The sequence below is a fragment of the Gilliamella sp. B2838 genome (genome assembly GCF_026536185.1).
GTDB lineage: Bacteria > Pseudomonadota > Gammaproteobacteria > Enterobacterales > Orbaceae > Gilliamella.
The window spans coordinates 162,764-183,766 of sequence record NZ_JAFNOO010000005.1 but is presented as its reverse complement, the minus strand read 5'-3'; the positions used below and the strand labels follow the sequence as shown (position 1 = coordinate 183,766).

Genomic DNA, 21,003 nt, shown 5'->3' with positions numbered 1-21,003 from the left:
TTACATGGATTTTATAAAAGATTGAAGATCAATAGGATGTAAAAATGTTTCTAGTTGCAATAAATTGCTATCAATTTGCTCTAGCTGTGCAAGTAATTGGATCACTTTGGTCACACTCCAACTTACTGCTTGAGTATTATCACATTGACTCGCTAGCCAATCTGCAATTTTGGTCGGATCTAATGCATCTTCCTTTGACGATGAAATCAATGCCAATAAAGCAGGTAATATTTGCTGCCAATTCATCGTTCTAAGCATTTTAGGTACGCTTTGCAAATGTAGTTTTGCTTTGTCGATATAAAAATCAAATCCTAAAAAATTAAGTTGAGGTTGATAATTGGTTAATGCTTGTTGTTCTTTATGATTGATTAAAATGGTCAATGGAATCAATAATTTTTCAGAATCTTGAGATAATAATTTAATTGCCGAAAATTTTTGTTGAGCAACAGGCAATTTCATCAACATAAATTTTTGCTGATTATCTTCAAACTTTTCAAGCAATGCTATATCTGGTTGAATAACCGTTAACACGCGACCAAATTGTACTAATGATGAACTATCAAGCTGCTGTTGTAAGGAATGTAAAGATGTACTTCGCTGTGGAAACAACGCATCAATCACCGCTTTTTGCCCCTCAGTCATTTGATCTTCTTGGTGAGATAATCTTGCTGGCTCCGGTTTAGTTTCAACCGATTTAGCAACATCAATTAATTGACCATATAGTGTATTTTCTCTAGCAAAATTACCCGATTTTTTTGTTGGTTGACTGTTAGCTTGATAATTTTTAGGTTGAGCCAATTGATTAAAAATATTCCCCCCCGCAGCTTGGCGATTAGGGGTAATGACTGGCGCTTGAGTCGTAATAGACAAATGGGATTCCAATGCCATCATAATAGCTTGATAAACAAAATCATGAACTAAACGTGCTTCATGAAAACGAACTTCATGTTTAGCAGGATGTACATTAACATCAACCTGTTTTGGATCAAGTTGTAAAAAGACAACATAACTTTGCTGCTCATGAGTTTGACTAATATAAGCTTGACGCAAAGCATGATTGAGTAATTTATCCTTAATAACACGACCATTAACATAAAAATATTGCAGATCACTAACATCGTTACTAGCGACCCATCCTTGAATAAGTAAATCATTATGCTGCCAATCGAGTTTAACTGCTTTTTGCATAAATTCTCGACCACAAACTAATTCAACCCTTTTTTCAAGTGTGGATGATCGGTATTGTTTAACCAGTTTACCATTATGTTGCAAATTAAAAGAGACATCAGGACGCGCTAAAGCAATTCTACGAACAAACTCTTCAATATGCATAAATTCGGTTTTGTCGGTTTTCAAAAAACGACGACGCGCGGGTGTATTATAAAATAAATCCAAGACTTCAACCGTTGATCCTACGGGATGAGCCGCAGGTTTAATAACCGGTTTCATATCGCGACCTTCGGCATAAACTTGCCAAGCTTCGGATTGCTGGGCGGTGCGGGAAGTTAACGTCAATCGAGATACTGAACTGATACTCGCTAGCGCCTCACCACGAAATCCAAGGCTAATAATTGAATCTAAATCATCTAGTGTACTAATTTTACTGGTGGCATGACGGGCTAAAGCTAATGCTAATTCCTCTTTAGCAATACCAAAACCATTATCACGAACACGGATTAACTTACAACCACCTTGTTCGAGATCAATATCAATTTGCGTACTACCTGCATCAAGACTATTTTCGACTAATTCTTTAATAACAGATGCCGGCCTTTCTACCACCTCACCAGCGGCAATTTGATTGGCCAATTGTGGTGATAGAATATGTATTGCCATTAGTGCCGTTCTCCAAATTTAGGATTTTGTTTTACATAGTTTTTTATACCCTGATAAATTGCTCTTGCAATCTTATCTTGGTGAGTATTACTAGCAAGTAAACTTTCCTCTGTTTCATTAGATATAAAGCCAACCTCAACCAAAATAGAAGGGATATCCGGAGACCGTAATACACCTAAACTAGCATGTTCAGGTTTACGTTTATGCAGTTTGATTGATCCACTCATCTCTTTAATAACTTGTGTTGCTAATTCATATCCTACACGCTGAGAATAGGAAAATTGTAGATCTAATACCGCCTGGCTTAAATGACGATTATGGTCATCACTAAGCGCATCACCAGCTCCGCCTAATAGCTGAGACTGTTTTTCATCTTGTTCTAGCCAACGCCCCAGTTCAGTATCCGCACGTTTAGTTGACAATACCCAAACGGATGCGCCAGAAGCACTTCGATTTGGCGCTGCATCAGCATGAATTGACACAAGTAAATTAGCTTTGTTTTTACGCGCGATATCTGAACGCTGCGATACCGAAATAAAATTATCACTACTGCGTGTTAAAACCCCTTTAAAATTAGGATCATTATTTAATAAATTGGTAAGCTTTTTAGCAATAGAAAAAGTCACTGTTTTTTCATAAAGATTATGTTTACCTATTGCACCAGAATCTTTACCGCCATGCCCAGCATCAACAGCTATAATCACTTTAGCGGCATTAGCTGAGCTACAAAGTAGCAAAAGCATAAAAAAAGCCATTAATTTTTTCATCAGTATTTTCGCTAATTGTTAATGTAATAAATTAATAATTGACTGACCTGTTTTGGTATTTGCTTGTAAACAAACACTGCGTTCAAGCGCTAAATAAGACAAATGGATTTCAATATCGGCAATGGGTAATATGCCTTGTGCTTGCTTTGGCCACTCAATTAAACAAATTGATCGAGAAGAAAAATATTCGCGTATGCCCATAAACTCTAATTCTTCAGGATCAGCTAATCGATATAAATCAAAATGATAAACTGAAAAATCGTTAAAATGATAAGGTTCAACTAAAGTATAAGTAGGACTTTTAACATTACCTTTATGACCAAGTTGTTGTAAAAATCCTCGACTAAACGTTGTTTTACCCGCACCAAGATCGCCAATTAAGTAGATAACTATCGCACTATTGTGATTAGATAAATAATTTAAACATTGCTCAGCAAGCTGTTTACCCAATAAAATTGTTTCTTGCTCGTTAGCTAAAATAATCGGTTTCATAACGAATTCTTTGCTCAATAAATGATCCTTATTATATACTAATAACCATTAAAGATGTACCAAGCAAGGTTAACTTGCTTTTTTCTTAAAAATTCAAAGTAAAATAGATATTTTAGTAAAAAGTGGAAAAATGTTACATACAATTTCAACTCATCACTCAGCAAATATTGATACAACACTCATATCTACGCAAGATGCCGTACTTTTTTGGCAAAATGGCGTTATGATTGCTTGTCAAAATAATCCCTTACTGAATGATATTTTACAAAAAACCACGCATTGTTATGTACTTGACAACGATATTATTGCTCGTGGCATTAGTCAATTCATCGATGTAAGGCTTGAAATCATCACTATGCAACAAGTAGTTGAATTGACTGCTAAGTATTATCCACAAATAAATTGGGAATAATCTTTTAATATCATTAAAAGAATTCATTATTCTTAAATAACCACGTATCAAAACAAAATTGGCACATTTGCAAATCTAAATCTTGCAGTTTAATATAAATTCAACTGTGTTTTAATGAATAGCTGATATTAATGACCAATTTATTAACTTTATCACAAGCAAGTGCTCGATTAAAAAAAGGGGAAGTCATTGCCTATCCAACCGAAGCTGTTTTTGGATTAGGTTGTGATCCTGATTGCCAATCGGCAGTAATGACACTATTACAACTAAAGCAACGATCAATTGATAAAGGGTTGATTTTAATTGCTAGCCATTTTAAACAACTTATCCCTTATATAGATGAAGCAGCGTTAACAATAGAGCAACAACAAAAAGCAATTGCCAGTTGGCCAGGTCCTATTACTTGGCTTATGCCCAAAAATAAAACCACGCCTTATTTTTTAACGGGGCAATATAATTCAATTGCGGTAAGAGTAACAAATCATCCCTTAGTTTGCCAACTTTGCGATCTATTTGGAAAACCATTAGTCTCAACCAGTGCCAATCTTTCTGGTCATGAACCTTGTCGAAGCGTAATTGAAGTAACTAAACAATTTGGTGACACATTGCCTATTTTACAAGGTGAAACAGGGCAACGCTCACAGCCCTCTGAAATTAGAGATATCAAAACAGGACAAATTATTAGGCAAGGATAGTGTTATGCAAAATTTATATATTGGCGTAATGTCGGGAACAAGTATGGATGGAATTGATATCGCGCTAGTTGATATCAAAGCAGGAAAAGTCACATCCATTATCAGTGATTGTTATCCGATGCCAAATTCAATTAAACAACAATTACTAACACTATGCGACACAAAACAGACAACATTACAAGATTTAGGTCAGCTTGATCATCAACTTGGACTATTATTTGCTAATAGTATCAATCAATTTTTACAAAACAATCATATCAATAAAAATCAAATTAAAGCGATTGGCTGTCATGGGCAAACAATTTACCATCAACCAACAGGTAATAATCCTTTTACCATGCAAATTGGTGATGCCAATATTATTGCCGCTAAAACTGGCATTATCACCATTGCCGATTTTCGCCGTAAAGACATGGCTTATGGTGGACAAGGTGCTCCACTAGTACCTGCTTTTCATAAAGCAGTACTACAAGATCCACAAATCAATCGAGTCATATTAAATATTGGCGGCATTAGTAATATTTCTGTCTTAATTCCTAATCAAACAGTCATTGGATACGACACGGGGCCGGGTAATGTATTACTTGATGGCTGGATAAATGAAAATCTTAATCAAAGCTATGATAAAGATGCGATGTGGGCAAAAACAGGTCACATTCAACAAAACTTATTAAATAAGTTACTTGATGAAGCATATTTCAAATTACCTGCACCTAAAAGCACTGGGCGCGAATTATTTAACTTACCGTGGTTACATAAAAAACTGACAGGCATGAATTTAAAGGCACAAGATGTTCAAGCAACCTTAGTGGCATTAACTGCAGTATCTATTAAACATGAAATTGAAAAATTACCCATCAGTAACAATTTACCTTGCGAATTATTGGTATGTGGTGGTGGTGCTAAAAACCCACTGATTATGCAAAGATTATCGACATTATTACCTAACTGGGCAGTATTAACCACAAATGACAAAGGAATAAACGGTGATGATATGGAAGCAATTGCATTTGCATGGCTTGCTTATTGTCGAATCAATCATATTCCATCCAACATTCCTGAAGTGACAGGAGCAAGCCAAGCAGTATGCTTAGGCGTTTTATACCAATAAAAGAATTAATAAGATGATTTTGCCTGTTTATTATAACCAATCAACTCAGAAATTTTTGCGGCATATTGGTTAATTTTGATAATTAATTTAACCCCATCTTCAGCCGTATTACACCTAAAAATAGACGTTAATAAACTTAACGCGGCAAGAATGTTACTTAAACGATCATAAATAGATACAACAAAACACCTTAAACCAAGCTCTGACTCTTCATCATCTTTCCCATTAGGCGTTTAACCTCGTCAAGCTTAGCGAAAAAAGCATCTTTACTGATTATAGTTTTAGGTGTGTATTGGCTAAATTCAATGCTATTGACTAAATTTTTGTTACTTTAATCATTAACCAAAACAAGTCATACTTTTCATAACCCTATAGGTGAGTAAGTCTCTTGTTTACTTACTGCATAAAACTAGACAAATCAATTCACACTCAAGTAATTCATAAAATCAGATAGATTAAACAAGACACAACACCAAAAATGAGAGCACGAGTAAAATAACCCGCTAGTTATGATTATAATAACTGCTTTAGTAAAAAGATATTAATCTAAATATCATTATAGATAAATTAAATTATTTTTATTTTTAATAAAATTAAATCAAACCAAATTTCTGTAAAGCTTTAGCGATTCCATCATTATTATTATCATCAGTGATAAATTCAGCATGTGCTTTTAGCCCATCAACGGCATTAGCCATGGCGATTGGATGATCAACTGTTAAGAACATCTCGAAATCATTCATTCCATCACCAAATGCATAAGTTGGTACATCGGTGAACCCTTTTCGCTGTAATAACTGAGTTATGCCATTTCCTTTAGAACCACCGTGATTAAAAACATCAACACAATAGGGGGTATTACGAATAAAGGTCAATTCAGGAAATAGATCACGATAATGTTCTTCGCCTGATTCACATAACAGCAATAACATTTGAATAGGTTGATTTAAATAGATCTGATCATCAACGGGAGGAACGGGTTGTTTTAAATAATGATAAAATACCTTAGCAGGTTGACTATCTTGCGAAACACGCATAATTTCATAATTATAAAAAGAGAGAGGTATATCCATTTGTTGTTTGGAAAATTGATAAATTCTAGCTATCACATCTTTATCAATATTATTTGTAAAGACCGTTTCACCTTGATAAAGTACCACTTGACCATTCATTCCAACAATTGAATCGATTTGTGTTTTATGCATCAAGTCAACGACTTCACAAGGCGTTCGTCCCGTCGCCAACATGGGAATAATATTATTTTGTTTAAGCTTATTTATAGCTTGATAAGAACTCGGTAAAACTTCAATTTGACTATTAAATAGTGTTCCGTCTAAATCAAAAAAAACGATAGCTTCAGGCTTTTTACTCATACTACAAATCCAAAATATATTTAATAAAAGGAATAGTTAACTTACGTTGTTGAGCAAGCGTTGCAACTTCAAACTTTTCTAATAAAGAAAACAGTGTACGCATATCACGATTAACACGTTTTAATAAAAACAATCCAACTTCGGTTGATAATTCAAAACCACTTAATTTAGCTCTTAATTGTAAAGCTTTAAGCTTATCATCATCACTCAATTCTTTTAATTGATAAACTTGTCCCCAAGATAATCGAGAAACCAAATCAGGTAAAGTAAAACAAATCTGTTTAGGCGGTGCATTAGCTGTAATTAATAACTTACTTACATTTTTCTCAGTTAAACGATTAAATAAATCGAAAATAGCCTCTTCCCAATCTCTGTGACCTGCTATAGCATCAATATCATCTAAACACACTAAATCATAATTATCCAAGCCTTGTAAAATTTCGGGAACAAGATGGTAATACTGCTTTAAAGGAATATAACTGGCTAACTTATTTTGATTTGAAGCATGCAACAAATGAGTCCTACCAGAAGCACTTGCCGACCACATATAAAAAACATTGAAACCTGGCTTATCAAATAAAGCTTGTAACGAATCGAACAATAATTGATTATCGCCCACATAAAAACTATCAAAAGTTTCACTATTAGATAAAGAAAAAGGTAAAGGTAACTGTGAAAGAGTAATAAAATAACCTCACAATAAAAATAATTTCATGATAAGTATAAATTTGCTACCACAAAAATCAATCACTTTTGTATAAAACAAATCAAGCACAATAACCATCTTACTTAATAAGTTAAATTGAGCAATACAGATCAAATAGCAGTGTTTAAAACATCATCACTAATATATCAAAATTTAAGCAAACAAACTTATTTTTTGTGGATAACTTTGTGATAAATACGGCTAATAAGCTGTTATAATCGGATTAATAACCTTAAAGACAAAAACAATTGTGGATAAATACAATAGTTATAAACAAGTCTAAATCCAAAAAGATCCGATCAATTAACAGCATTAGATCACAACTAAGATCCTAAATAATAATGGCAAAACTAAGTTATCAACAGAAGTCATCTAAACTAATAACAATAAAAATAAAAAGATCAAATAAAAGATCTTATTTAATTTAAATAGCGATCAAAATAGATCATTTGACGTAATCAAAAAGATGAGTACAATTCCTAACGCTAAATAAACCCAAATCACCTGATCCAAAACGACGATCATCAGTATATAAATAAAAACAACGAGGCTTTTATGTTTTATCCAGATCTTTTTGATGTCATTATTGTTGGTGGCGGCCATGCAGGAACAGAAGCAGCAATGGCATCAGCTAGAATGGGCAGAAAAACACTACTATTAACCCATAATATCAATACGTTAGGTCAAATGTCTTGTAACCCTGCAATTGGTGGTATTGGTAAAGGGCATCTAGTAAAAGAGATCGATGCAATGGGCGGACTCATGGCACACGCTATTGATCTAGCAGGGATCCAGTTTAGGATCTTAAATAGTAGTAAAGGACCTGCTGTGCGAGCTACTCGCGCTCAGGCAGATCGATCGCTTTATCGAAAAGTGATCCGAACAACACTTGAAAACCAACCTAATTTAATGCTATTTCAACAATCAGTTGAAGATGTGATCATCGAAAACGATCAAATCACAGGTGTAAAAACTCAAATGGGCGTATCTTTCAGAGCGAAAGCCGTAGTATTAACAGCAGGCACCTTTTTAGATGGAAAGATCCACATAGGTTTAGACAATTACAGCGGGGGAAGAACCGGCGATCCAGCATCAATTGGTTTATCAAAATCATTGCATCAATATCCATTTAGAATGGGTCGTTTAAAAACAGGTACACCACCTCGTATTGATGCAAGAACCATCGATTTTTCAAAACTTGGTACACAATATGGCGATGATCCCGTTCCAGTATTCTCATTTTTAGGTCAGGCTAGTGAACATCCAAGGCAGATCCCATGTTATATAACAAGTACTAACGAAACCACACATGAGATCATTCGTAACAGTTTAGATCGCAGTCCTATGTACACAGGGGTTATTGAAGGTGTCGGACCAAGATACTGCCCTTCCATTGAGGATAAGATCATGCGTTTTGCTGATCGTAATTCCCATCAGATCTATTTGGAACCAGAAGGATTAGATAGTAATGAAATCTATCCAAATGGGATCTCAACAAGTCTACCTTTTGATACCCAGCTTGCATTTGTACGTAGTATGAAAGGGCTTGAAAATGCGAATATTGTAAGGCCCGGTTATGCGATCGAATATGATTATTTTGATCCAAGAGATCTTAAACCAACGTTAGAAAGTAAAGTGATCAAAGGGCTATTTTTAGCCGGTCAAATCAACGGCACAACAGGTTATGAAGAAGCCGCGGCCCAAGGAATGCTAGCTGGGTTAAATGCAGCAAGATTTGTATATGATCAAGATCAATGGTATCCAACACGTGATCAAGCTTATTTGGGCGTTTTGGTTGATGATCTTTGTACATTAGGCACAAACGAACCTTACCGCATGTTTACATCTCGTGCCGAATATCGCTTGATGTTACGTGAAGATAATGCCGATATTCGCTTAACTGAAATCGGACGTAAATTAGGGATGGTTGATGATTACCGTTGGCAAAAATTTAATGAAAAATTTGAAGCAGTGGAACAAGAAAGGGCACGTCTGCGTGATATTTGGGTTCACCCTCACATCGAAACCATTGATGAAGTGAATGCGGTCTTAAGTGCTAATTTAACCAAAGAAGCCAATGGCGAAGAGCTACTAAAACGCCCTGAAATGAATTATCAAACGTTAAAAAAACTATCACTGTTTGCGCCAGGGTTAAGCGATCCGCAAGCGGCTGAACAAGTTGAAATTCAAGTCAAGTATGATGGTTATATCAAACTACAAATTGAAGAAATAGAGCGTCAAAAACGTAATGAACAAACATTGATTCCTGCGCATATTGATTATGCAGAAATATCAGGGTTATCTAATGAAGTGGTGGCTAAATTAAAACAACATAAACCTGTTTCTATTGGGCAAGCTTCACGTATTTCGGGTATTACGCCTGCTGCTATTTCAATGTTACTGGTTTACTTAAAAAAGAAAAATTATGTTAAAAAAGAAACTCACTAATCTAATTGATCAAACCGATCTTTTGATCTCTGATCAGCAAATAGATCTGTTAATTAATTATGTTGAAATGTTACATAAGTGGAATAAAGCTTACAATTTAACTGCCGTGCGAGATCCTAACGAAATGTTAGTTAAGCATATTATGGATAGTCTTGTTGTATCGCCTTATTTAGAAGGTAAAACGTTTATTGATGTTGGAACAGGGCCAGGTTTACCTGGCATTCCATTAGCAATTATCAACCCTGAAAAACAATTTGATCTCGTTGACAGTTTAGGTAAACGAATTCGTTTTTTAAAACAAGTTCAATTTGAATTAAAGTTAACTAATATACATCCAGTACAAAGTCGAATTGAACAATATTGCGATAAAAAGTTTGACGGTGTGATTAGTCGTGCTTTTGCTTCCCTGCAAGATATGCTTAATTGGTGTAAACATTTACCTAATGAACATGGTGCTTTTTATGCGCTTAAAGGCAGTGAGATCGACACCATTCCGGATGGTTTTATGCTTAAACAAAATATTAAATTGACTATTCCTCAATTAGATGCGGAAAGACATTTAGTGATAATTCAATAGTGTTATATTTAATTACTACTACTAGTTTTTACGTCTTTTGACGTAATCTTTAATCCCATCTACGATTGCTTTAGATACTTGATTTTGGAACGAAGCTGTTTTTAATTTTTGTTCTTCTGTAGCATTACTAATAAAAGCAGTTTCGACTAAAACCGAAGGAATATCCGGTGCTTTTAATACAGCAAATCCGGCTTTTTCAAGTGACGGTTTATGTAATTTATTGACACTTTTCATTCGATTTAAAATTGCATTGCCGAGTAATATACCATTGCTCAGTGTGGTTTTTTGTACTAAATCCAAAATGGTATTATCTAAATATTTATCACCACTACGGCTAACGCCACCTATTTGGTCGGCTTCATTTTGTGTTTGTGCTAAATAGCTAGCTGCTGAGCTACTTGCGCCGCGTGTGGATAAGGCAAATACTGACGATCCTTTTACTGATGGGCTGGCAAAGGCATCGGCATGAATAGAAATAAAAATATCAGCGTGTAATGATCGAGCTTTGGCTACTCTTACTTTTAATGGTATAAAGACATCCTCATTACGAGTCATGTAGACTTTTATATTAGGTTCTTTTTTCAAAGAACTGTAAGCTCGACGGGCAATTTGTAATACGACATCTTTTTCACGCGTCTTATTATTACCAATAGCACCAGGATCTTCACCTCCATGTCCAGGATCGAGAACAACAATAATAGGTGCGTTTTTGCTTTTATTGGCTGTTGTTTTGATCTGAGATTGTTTTTTATTAAGATCGCCTTTTTTATACTCTTCTAATAATGCAAGCAAAGGATCATCATCTGTTGCTGATGAAGGTTTAGATGGATAAAGATCGATGACTAAACGATGTTTAAATTCAGCTACAGGCGATAAGCTAAAGGTATTGGGTTGAATACCTTGCTTCAAATTGATCATGATTCGAACTTTTTTTGAATCAAGTTGGGCAACACTTATTGATTTGATATAGGGATCTCGAGGTAATACTTTAGATGAAATCTTTTTTAAAGTAGCATCTAAATTAATATTCTCAATATCAATGGCAAGCCTGTCTGGATTGGTCAATAAAGTGTGTTTGAATTTTAAATTTACATTCGATTCTAATGTTATTCGAGTATAGGTCGATGAAGGCCAAACTCTAACAGCTATGACCTGAGCTAAGTTTGCTGCAAAACCTACTTTTGTGACAGATAATAAACATGTCGCAATAATACCTTTAATGAGTAGGCGTTTTGTTGGACTAAATGTTTTTGACATATCTAAACACATTATTTTCTAAATAAATTGATCGTGAATAATAGCATAAAATATATTGATATTAAAAAGAATGATTCTCATCTTTAATTAGCTTTTTTATGTGATAAGTTATCAATTGATTATGTTATAGCCGCGGCCTTGATATTTTTTATTCAGGTTAGGATTATATTTAACTCAGGTTTAATCAATTTGGTTCTGTTGGTGCTGTCTGTTAAAACTTTTAAATAATGAAATTTATATTTTTGATGAAAATAGGAAGTAATCAAATTGGCGTTATCATGCATTTTTCAGTTTACCTACTTATTTTACACGACTAGAAAAATTAAAAATTACGTTATTAATAAATCAGTTATAGCAAAATTATCTTTACGATAAATTTTGACTAAACGCTAAATAGTAAATTGATTGGTAATGTTTTTAGTTAGCAAAATAGCCTATTTTTTACTGTTAAATTTTTTCTAACATATTGCTATATTCAATAAAAAAATCCAATACGTTACTTTGTTTTGTTATTTTTCATTTTTATTATAGACCCTACTATTACAAAGGATTACAATATGGCACGCTAAAATCGCGGATTTAAACCCGTTTTCATTTTAACAATTAAATATAGCTGAGTTATTGATGAGCAAAAAACTACATATCAAAACTTGGGGCTGCCAAATGAATGAATATGATTCAACTAAAATGGCAGATCTCCTTGAATCCACCCACGGTTTAACTTTAACAGAAAATGCAGAAGAAGCAGATATTTTATTACTCAATACTTGCTCTATTCGTGAAAAAGCCCAAGAAAAAGTATTCCATCAATTAGGTCGTTGGAAAAACTTAAAACAACATAATCCAAATATTATTATTGGGGTAGGTGGTTGTGTTGCTTCACAAGAAGGTGCACATATTCGTAAACGCGCACCATTTGTTGATATTATTTTCGGACCACAAACTTTCCATCGTCTGCCTGAAATGATTGAGCAAGTTCGTAGTGGTAAAGGTAATCATGTTGTTGATGTCAGCTTTCCTGAAATTGAAAAATTTGACCGTTTGCCAGAGCCGCGCAGTGAAGGGCCAACAGCTTTTGTATCGATTATGGAAGGATGTAATAAATATTGTACTTACTGTGTGGTACCTTATACTCGAGGTGAAGAAGTCAGTAGGCCATGTGATGATGTTATTTATGAAATAGCTCAACTTGCTGAACAAGGTGTTCGTGAAGTCAATTTACTCGGTCAAAATGTAAATGCTTACCGCGGTCCAACATTTGATGGTGATATCTGTTCTTTTGCTGAACTACTACGCTTAGTTGCGGCTATTGATGGTATTGATCGTATTCGTTTTACAACCAGTCATCCAATTGAATTTACTGATGATATTATCGATGTTTATCGTGATACGCCAGAATTAGTTAACTTTTTACATTTGCCGGTACAAAGTGGTTCAGATCGTGTGTTAAATCTGATGAAACGCACACATACCGCTATTGAATATAAATCAATTATTCGTAAATTACGCAAAGTTCGTCCTGACATTCAAATTAGTTCAGACTTTATTGTTGGATTCCCTGGTGAAACCCAAGAAGATTTTGAACAAACCATGAAACTCATTGCTGATGTAAATTTTGATTTAAGTTATAGCTTTGTCTATTCAGCACGACCAGGTACGCCAGCAGCCGAAATGGAAGATAATGTTTCTGAAGACGAGAAAAAACAGCGTTTATATATATTGCAAGAGCGCATTAATCAACAAGCGATGCAATTTAGTCGCCGCATGTTAAATACTGTGCAACGTATTTTGGTTGAAGGACCTTCGAAGAAAAACTTAATGGAATTAACAGGACGTACTGAAAATAATCGTATTGTTAATTTTGAAGGTTTACCAGATATGATTGGAAAATTTGTTGATGTAGAAATAACTGATATTTATCCTAATTCCTTACGAGGAAGAGTGGTTCGTACTGAAGATGAAATGGATTTACGAGTCAATCAATCGCCAATGTCAGTAATTTCACGAACGCGTAAAGAAAATGATTTAGGGGTGGGTATTTATCATCCATAACTATAAGAAAATATCGTGAAGTGTTATCACTATGCTGTGCACTTTTTAATGCGTTAAAATATTAAATATTATATCAATAACGCATTGGCAGTTAATTTTAATTATTAGAGGACTTATCATTGAATATTTTGACTTGTGAAACTTTACTTGAGCCGGCTGATAATCAGCGGTTAAATAGTCTTTGTGGTCCTTATAATGACAATATAAAACAATTAGAGCGTCGACTGGGTATTGAAATTAACCATCGTGGTAATCTATTTTCAATTACCGGTGATCCTATTTGTGTTACTGCGGCCAACGATATTTTAAAAGTACTTTATAAGCAAACTAAATTAAAAAATAAAATAGTTGATATTGAACCAGAACAGATTCATTTAGCTATCAAAGAATCTGGGGCACTTGAAAAAGCAAGTGAACACTTACCTGCTTATGTTGATTATCAAGCAGGTAAGCTTGTTATGATAAAAACTAAGCGTGGTGTAATCAAACCCAGAACAGCAAATCAAGCGCAATATATTGCGCATGTGTTAGATTATGATATCTCGTTTGGTATTGGTCCGGCAGGAACAGGTAAAACCTATTTAGCGGTAGCCGCAGCGGTTGATGCTTTGGAAAAGCAACAAATTCGTCGAATTGTATTAACTCGCCCTGCGGTTGAAGCCGGTGAAAAACTGGGGTTTTTACCCGGCGATTTAAGTCAAAAAGTGGATCCTTACTTACGTCCTCTTTATGATGCTTTATTTGAAATGTTAGGTTTTGAAAAGGTTGAAAAACTCATTGAAAAAAGTGTTATTGAAGTTGCGCCTCTAGCTTATATGCGTGGACGTACTCTTAATGACGCATTTATTATTTTGGATGAAAGCCAAAATACGACTATTGAACAAATGAAAATGTTTTTAACCCGTATTGGTTTTAATTCTAAAGCAGTCATTACTGGTGATATCACGCAAATTGATTTACCTCGCCATCAAAAATCTGGATTACGTCATGCAATTGAAGTATTAAGCCAAGTTGACGAAATTAGCTTCAATTTTTTTAATAGTGAAGATGTTGTTCGTCATCCTGTGGTTGCAAGAATCGTCAATGCTTATGAAAATTGGGAAGAACAACATAAGCATCAATCTGGCGAAAGAAGTATTTAGAGGAGTCATATTATCCCTATCTCAAGTAAAAAAAAGAGAAGCAATATTCGAGATCACTCGGCAGAAACAAACCTGTTTTTGCGGCGAGTGTTATTTGCTTTTGTTATTATCTTATTATTAATATCGGTTTTACTCGGTAATTTAGCTGATTTGCAGATTTCTAATTTTAGTTATTACAGTACAAAATCGAATAATAATCGTATCGAAATTATTCCCATTCCACCTAGCCGTGGAATGATTTATGATCGCAATGGCACACCCTTAGCCATTAACAATATAACTTATCAACTCAATATTATTCCTGATAAAATCAAAAATCTTAATGAGCAATTTAATGAATTAAAAAATATTGTTAATTTGACTGACGAAGATATTGAAAATTTTCAAAAAGAACGCCGTAATTATAAAGCTCATCGAGCGGTGCCACTTAAGGACAATTTAACTCAAAAGCAAATTGCGCGTTTTGTTGTTGATCAACATCGTTTCCCTTATGTTTCAATTGTGGGTATACAGCATCGCTATTATCCATTTGGCGCATCATTAACGCATATTATTGGTTATATTTCAAAAATTAATACTGCTGATAAACAACGTTTAGATGATGAAAATAAAACCAGTGATTATGTGGCAACCTTTAATATAGGTAAAATGGGTATCGAAAAATACTACGAAGATGTATTACATGGTACGCCAGGATATGAAAAAGTTGAAGTTAATAGTCGAGGGCGCATTGTTCGTCAACTTAATCAGCATCCACCACAAGCTGGTGAAGATATTTACCTGTCTATCAATCTTAAATTACAACTTTATATCGAACAGTTACTTGCTGGCCGAAAAGCAGCAGTGGTTGCTATTGATCCTAATAATGGTGAAATTTTAGCATTGGTTTCAAGTCCGAGTTACGATTCTAATCCGTTTGTTGGTGGAATATCGAATGCTAAATATAGCGAATTACTCAATGATCCTAATAAACCTCTTTATAACCGAGCATTACTTGGCTCTTATCCGCCTGCTTCAACAGTAAAACCCTATATTGCCATTGCCGCTTTAAGTGAAGGTGTTGTCACACCCAAATCGACTATTAATGATCCGGGTTGGTGGCAACTACCTGGTACCGATAGACGATATCGAGACTGGTTAAAATGGGGACATGGGCGCGTTGATGTGTTAAGAGCAATTGAAGAATCAGTTGATACCTATTTTTATCAAGTTGCTTATGATATGGGTATCGATCGTTTACATCAATGGATGACTAAATTCGGTTATGGTGAACGAACCGGTATTGATATTTCACCAAATGAAGAAAATAAAGCCGTTATGCCTAGTCGTGAATGGAAAATGCAACGTTATAAAAAAGCTTGGTTACAAGGTGACACCATTCCGGTAGGGATTGGCCAAGGTTATTGGACAGCAACACCTATACAGTTAGCTAAAGCACTTACTATTTTGATTAATAATGGTAAAACTTATACGCCACATTTTTTATTATATAAAAAGAGCGATATTTTAAATACCAATTCGAATCCACCTGCAGTTAATCAACAAAATTATATTGAAACTAATAGTTTAGTTGATGTTAATCCCAATTACTGGGCATTAGCTAAAGAAGGCATGCATCGGGTAATGTTTGGTGCACGGGGAACAGCTCGAAAAGTTTATGCTGATGCAAAATACCAAGCAGCTGGTAAATCGGGCACTGCACAAGTTTATGGTTTAAAAGAAGATGAAGTTTATAATGCCCATAAAATTCCTGAACACTTACGTGATCATGCGTTGTTTGTTGCTTATGCTCCTTTTGATAAACCAACTATTGCGTTAGCCATTGTGCTTGAAAATGGTGGTGGTGGTAGCTCAAATGGCGGAGCCGTCGCGCGAAAAATATTGGATTACTATCTATTAGGCGATAATTCAACGGAATTAGATGAAACTCCATCACATGCAGGGCATGAAGATTAATTATGAATAATATTAAAAAAACTTTTTGGCAAAAAATCCATATCGATCCACTATTTTTTTTATTTATTACACTATTACTTGGCTATAGCCTTTATATTCTTTGGAGTGCTACTGGTCAAGATTTTGATATGATGCAAAAACGGGTAATTCAAATTTTACTTGGTTATGTTGTCATGATTGCAATTGCGCAATTTTCGCCTAGAACCTTTGAAAAATGGGCGCCATATTTATATTTGTTCTGTATATTGATGTTGTTATTGGTCGATATTTTTGGTTATGTAAGTAAAGGTGCGCAGCGATGGTTGGATTTAGGTATTTTACGCTTTCAACCCTCTGAAATTGCTAAGATAGCTGTCCCATTAATGGTCGCTAAATTTATTCATCGTGATGGTTGTCCACCACCATTAAAAAATACCTTTCAAACTTTAATTATTATTGCTGTTCCTGCTTTACTTGTTGCTATGCAGCCAGATTTAGGTACTGCAATTTTAATTGTTATGTCAGGTATTTTTATCATATTTTTAGCTGGCATCAATTGGCGATTTATTTTTATTGCTATTATTTTAATTGCGATATTTTTACCGATAATGTGGTTTTTTCTTATGCATGATTATCAGCGACTTCGAGTATTAATGTTATTTAATCCTGAACTCGATCCTAGTGGTGCAGGTTATCATATTATTCAATCTAAAACCGCTATCGGCTCTGGCGGGATCTGGGGTAAAGGCTGGCTTGAAGGCACGCAATCTCAGTTAGAATTTTTACCGGAAAGACATACTGACTTTATTTTTTCCGTTATTGCTGAAGAGTTTGGTTTTATCGGCACGATAATACTATTAGTGTTATTTTTATGCTTAATTATCCGTGGATTAGTTATTGCGGCGCAAGCTCAAACCACATTTGGTCGTATACTCTCGGGTGGTTTAATTTTAGTGTTTTTTGTTTATGTCTTTATTAATATTGGTATGGTTAGTGGAATCTTACCGGTAGTTGGTGTACCATTACCGCTAATAAGTTATGGTGGCTCTTCCTTAGTCGTATTAATGGCAAGTTTTGGCATTATGATGTCTATTCACACTCATCGATACATGTTATCTAAAAATATTTAACGGAATTGAATTAAATGAAAAAGAAATTTAAATTATCTTTTGCTTTGTTAGCGCTTGCAATTTGTTCTTCGGCATCAGCTGAAATGGCTTTTCCTATTCCTGCTATTCCTCAATTAGATGCTGAATCTTATATTTTAATTGATGCTAAATCTGGTGAAATTTTAGCGCAATATAATGCTGAACAACAACGCGATCCAGCAAGTTTAACGAAAATGATGACCAGTTATGTAGTTGGCCAAGCATTACAATCAGGGCGTATCAAAAATGATGATATGGTTGTAGTGAGTAAAGATGCTTGGGCAACAGGAAATCCTATTTTAAAAGGCTCATCATTGATGTTTTTAGAAGTGGGTAAAACGGTTTCGGTTTCTGATTTAAATAAAGGAATAATCATCCAATCTGGTAATGATGCCTGTATCGCAATGGCTGAACATATTGCGGGTAGCCAAGGTGCTTTTGTTAATTTAATGAATGAATATGCAAAAAAAATAGGTTTAGAGCATACGCATTTTGAAACTGTACATGGCTTAGATGCACCCGGGCAATATACAACAGCAAAAGATATGGCATTTTTAGGAAAAGCATTAATCCATGATTTACCTTCCGAGTACGCTATTTATAAAGAAAAAGAGTTTACTTACACATTATCTAAACCACAATTAAACCGAAATGGTTTACTTTGGGATACCACTTTAAATGTTGATGGTATTAAAACTGGGCATACCAATGCTGCTGGTTATAATTTAGTTGCCTCAGCTGTTGATGGTAATACGCGTTTAATTTCTGCTGTATTAGGTGGACGCACGTTTAAAGGACGTGAAGAAGAGAGTAAAAAGTTATTAGTTTGGGGATTTCGTTTCTTCGAAACAGCTAATCCAGTCAAAGCAGGTACGCCATTAACAACAGAATCTATTTGGTATGGCGATCAAAATAAAATTCAGTTGGGTGCAATTGAAGGTGCTTATGTTACTGTGCCAAAAGGGCGTTCGGCTGATGTACAAGTACAATATATTATTGATGATTATATTTACGCACCTATTACTAAAGGGACCAGTGTAGGTAAAATTCAGTTTTTATTAGATGGCAAAATTATTAATGAACAACCATTAGTTGCATTACAAGATGTTGAAGAAACAGGATTCTTTGGATCGGTATGGGATTGGATTTGTTTAAAATTCAATCAAATATTTAACTAAGTATCTAACTAAATTTTATTAAACCATTTAATAAGTCAAAACTTATTGAATGGTTTTTTATAACATAAAACAATTTGTCAACTTATTCACAGCACAAAGGTAACGTTCTTACAGCGCTTATTACTTTGTTAGTCACGCGACAATATTTATTCTATCTTGCTTGATTTACGAGCATTGCCTGTTTATTACTTATCCCTTTTAAAAAGATAACTGTCTGGTATTATAAAATTATTTTACCAACAACGTTTTGAAAAGAAGAGCGTTACGATGTCAAACGGTATAAAAATCTACCAGATGTAACGCATTAAAACTTTTAAGATCAGCAACTATTGATGTTACATCTAGCTCATCTACTATAAGCTCTCGTTTTTCTAAAGTAATTTTGGCCGGTTTAGCCTAAATATTAACTATTTTATGCGTGGCTAAAGTCGGGATAAAAGTCATTTGTTACACGTAATTTTTAATCACTAAAATCGGCAAATAACGGTAATTTATCTTTAACGCATGAGGATACAAAAGCTTTTTAATATAACTTACTCTTAGTAATATCTCTTTTAACTCGTTATAACATCTTTTTATCGGTTGATATTGTATATTCTTAATACGATTAGAATAGAAGCATAATTAAAAAGTGAATGAAGACTAACGACATAAGCTAACAAGATGACAGTAAAGCTAATTTTTAACGTGTAAACACACAGTATTAATAAAGCTAGCGTTTATATTTGTGGATTAAAAAAATACTTAGTAAGTTCACGAAATTTATTCAAATTTTTATTTTTTGAGGTTACTTTCTTTTTAATGCATAACACTATTGTTGCTATTTTTATAGAAATAACGCTAGCAAACCTTATCTAAATATGGTATAAAACGCGCGCAACTCTTCACATTCATTTTTCAAAAAATCCTTGTGAGGTAAAGCAAAAATTTTAAAATTTAATTAACGTTATAACACACACATATCACTACTCTTTGCCGGGGTGCCTTTTACTTTAAGTCATAAGGTCGGATAAAGCGGATATGTGGAGGCATAACCCCAACGTCAAAATGAGGAAATCATGACTACAGTATCAATGCGCGATATGTTACAAGCGGGTGTACATTTTGGACACCAAACTCGTTATTGGAACCCAAAAATGAAACCATTTATTTTTGGTGCTCGTAATAAAGTTCACATCATCAATCTTGAAAAAACAGTTCCTTTATTCAACGAAGCGTTAGCTGAATTAAACAAGATTGCCGCTCGTAAAGGTAAAATTTTATTTGTTGGTACAAAGCGTGCAGCTAGCGAAGCGATTAAACAAGCAGCAGAAAGCTGTGGGCAATACTACGTAAATCACCGTTGGTTAGGTGGTATGTTGACTAACTGGAAAACAGTACGTCAATCAATCAAACGTTTAAAAGATTTAGAAACACAAGCTAGTGATGGTACATTTGACAAATTAACCAAAAAAGAAGCACTAATGCGTGCTCGCGAAATGGCTAAATTAGAAAATAGCTTGGGTGGAATTAAAAATATGGGTGGCTTACCCGATGTGATTTTTGTTATTGGTGCAGACCATGAACATATCGCAATCAAAGAAGCTAACAATTTAGGTATTCCAGTCATTGCTGTTGTTGATACAAACTCAGATCCAGATGGTATTGATTATATTGTTCCAGGTAATGATGACGCAATTCGTGCTATTCAATTATATGCAAATGCGGTTGCTGATGCAGTACGTTCTGGTCGTGAACAAAACCAATCTCCAGTATCTGAAGAAAGCTTTGTTGAAGAAGCGCCAGCAGCTGAGTAATAAACTCAAATATTTTCAGGGTCGATAATCAGTATCGACCCATTCTAATGAAAATCATCACAATGGTTAAATAGAGGA

16 protein-coding genes and 2 pseudogenes are annotated in these 21,003 nt (G+C 34.5%); 11 read left to right on the top strand and 7 right to left on the bottom strand.

The genetic code is table 11. The annotated features are described in order from the left end of the window. The 3 genes and pseudogenes from mutL to tsaE form a co-directional block, all read right to left on the bottom strand. Entirely contained in the window at positions 1-1,836 is a 1,836-nt protein-coding gene (mutL, locus tag J3U63_RS07630; protein WP_267371172.1) for a DNA mismatch repair endonuclease MutL, read from the bottom strand. Between the two features lie 20 nt (positions 1,837-1,856). After that, positions 1,857-2,561: pseudogene (locus tag J3U63_RS07625) on the bottom strand (N-acetylmuramoyl-L-alanine amidase); the annotation flags it as partial. Positions 2,562-2,621: 60 nt separating this feature from the next. Continuing rightward, positions 2,622-3,095, bottom strand: coding sequence for a tRNA (adenosine(37)-N6)-threonylcarbamoyltransferase complex ATPase subunit type 1 TsaE (tsaE, locus tag J3U63_RS07620; protein WP_267367169.1), 474 nt, complete (start codon positions 3,093-3,095; stop codon positions 2,622-2,624). A gap of 130 nt (positions 3,096-3,225) precedes the next feature. Here tsaE and tusB point away from each other — a divergent pair, with 130 nt between their 5' ends. The 3 genes from tusB to J3U63_RS07605 all read left to right on the top strand — a co-directional run bounded on the left by tusB (position 3,226) and on the right by J3U63_RS07605 (position 5,313). Continuing rightward, complete coding sequence (tusB, locus tag J3U63_RS07615) at positions 3,226-3,507, top strand: sulfurtransferase complex subunit TusB (protein ID WP_267333983.1); 282 nt, start codon at positions 3,226-3,228, stop codon at positions 3,505-3,507. 131 nt (positions 3,508-3,638) lie between these two features. Continuing rightward, positions 3,639-4,202, top strand: coding sequence for a Sua5/YciO/YrdC/YwlC family protein (locus J3U63_RS07610; protein WP_267371170.1), 564 nt, complete (start codon positions 3,639-3,641; stop codon positions 4,200-4,202). A gap of 4 nt (positions 4,203-4,206) precedes the next feature. Then, positions 4,207-5,313, top strand: coding sequence for an anhydro-N-acetylmuramic acid kinase (locus tag J3U63_RS07605; protein ID WP_267371169.1), 1,107 nt, complete (start codon positions 4,207-4,209; stop codon positions 5,311-5,313). A 5-nt stretch (positions 5,314-5,318) separates the two neighbouring features. Here J3U63_RS07605 and J3U63_RS13410 read toward each other — a convergent pair. From J3U63_RS13410 to hda, 3 genes and pseudogenes are all read right to left on the bottom strand, one after another. After that, a pseudogene (locus tag J3U63_RS13410) lies at positions 5,319-5,519 on the bottom strand (hypothetical protein); the annotation flags it as partial. 387 nt (positions 5,520-5,906) lie between these two features. Continuing rightward, the gene (locus tag J3U63_RS07600) at positions 5,907-6,686 is read right to left on the bottom strand and encodes a Cof-type HAD-IIB family hydrolase (protein WP_267333986.1); all 780 of its coding nucleotides are present in this window, start codon (positions 6,684-6,686) and stop codon (positions 5,907-5,909) included. Position 6,687: 1 nt separating this feature from the next. Continuing rightward, a complete protein-coding gene (gene hda, locus J3U63_RS07595; RefSeq protein ID WP_065633735.1) occupies positions 6,688-7,371 on the bottom strand; it encodes a DnaA inactivator Hda in 684 nt (227 codons plus the stop codon). A gap of 576 nt (positions 7,372-7,947) precedes the next feature. On the opposite strand from hda, the gene mnmG reads away from it, so the two are divergent. Continuing rightward, on the top strand, positions 7,948-9,840 hold the full coding sequence (gene mnmG, locus J3U63_RS07590; RefSeq protein WP_267371168.1) for a tRNA uridine-5-carboxymethylaminomethyl(34) synthesis enzyme MnmG: 1,893 nt from the start codon (positions 7,948-7,950) through the stop codon (positions 9,838-9,840). After that, positions 9,818-10,417: a 16S rRNA (guanine(527)-N(7))-methyltransferase RsmG gene (gene rsmG / locus J3U63_RS07585; RefSeq protein ID WP_267333988.1), complete on the top strand. Its 600-nt coding sequence runs from the start codon at positions 9,818-9,820 to the stop codon at positions 10,415-10,417. The genes mnmG and rsmG overlap by 23 nt, the downstream gene beginning before the upstream one ends. 21 nt (positions 10,418-10,438) lie before the next feature. Here rsmG and J3U63_RS07580 read toward each other — a convergent pair whose 3' ends face one another. Next, the gene (locus tag J3U63_RS07580; protein ID WP_323849460.1) at positions 10,439-11,674 is read right to left on the bottom strand and encodes an N-acetylmuramoyl-L-alanine amidase; all 1,236 of its coding nucleotides are present in this window, start codon (positions 11,672-11,674) and stop codon (positions 10,439-10,441) included. 624 nt (positions 11,675-12,298) lie between these two features. Here J3U63_RS07580 and miaB point away from each other — a divergent pair. The 6 genes from miaB to rpsB all read left to right on the top strand — a co-directional run bounded on the left by miaB (position 12,299) and on the right by rpsB (position 20,925). Continuing rightward, positions 12,299-13,726: a tRNA (N6-isopentenyl adenosine(37)-C2)-methylthiotransferase MiaB gene (gene miaB, locus J3U63_RS07575; RefSeq protein WP_065633739.1), complete on the top strand. Its 1,428-nt coding sequence runs from the start codon at positions 12,299-12,301 to the stop codon at positions 13,724-13,726. A gap of 119 nt (positions 13,727-13,845) precedes the next feature. After that, a complete protein-coding gene (locus J3U63_RS07570; protein ID WP_267333991.1) occupies positions 13,846-14,868 on the top strand; it encodes a PhoH family protein in 1,023 nt (340 codons plus the stop codon). An 87-nt stretch (positions 14,869-14,955) separates the two neighbouring features. Then, positions 14,956-16,824 (top strand): penicillin-binding protein 2, encoded by a 1,869-nt coding sequence (gene mrdA, locus J3U63_RS07565; RefSeq protein WP_267371162.1) that lies wholly within the window; start codon positions 14,956-14,958, stop codon positions 16,822-16,824. A gap of 2 nt (positions 16,825-16,826) precedes the next feature. Then, the gene (gene mrdB, locus J3U63_RS07560; RefSeq protein WP_267333993.1) at positions 16,827-17,933 is read left to right on the top strand and encodes a peptidoglycan glycosyltransferase MrdB; all 1,107 of its coding nucleotides are present in this window, start codon (positions 16,827-16,829) and stop codon (positions 17,931-17,933) included. A 14-nt stretch (positions 17,934-17,947) separates the two neighbouring features. After that, positions 17,948-19,129 carry a serine hydrolase gene (locus J3U63_RS07555; RefSeq protein ID WP_267371159.1) on the top strand — a complete coding sequence of 394 codons (1,182 nt, stop codon included), beginning with the start codon at positions 17,948-17,950 and terminating at the stop codon, positions 19,127-19,129. A 1,058-nt stretch (positions 19,130-20,187) separates the two neighbouring features. Continuing rightward, positions 20,188-20,925: a 30S ribosomal protein S2 gene (rpsB, locus tag J3U63_RS07550; protein ID WP_065633745.1), complete on the top strand. Its 738-nt coding sequence runs from the start codon at positions 20,188-20,190 to the stop codon at positions 20,923-20,925. Positions 20,926-21,003 lie beyond the last annotated feature (78 nt).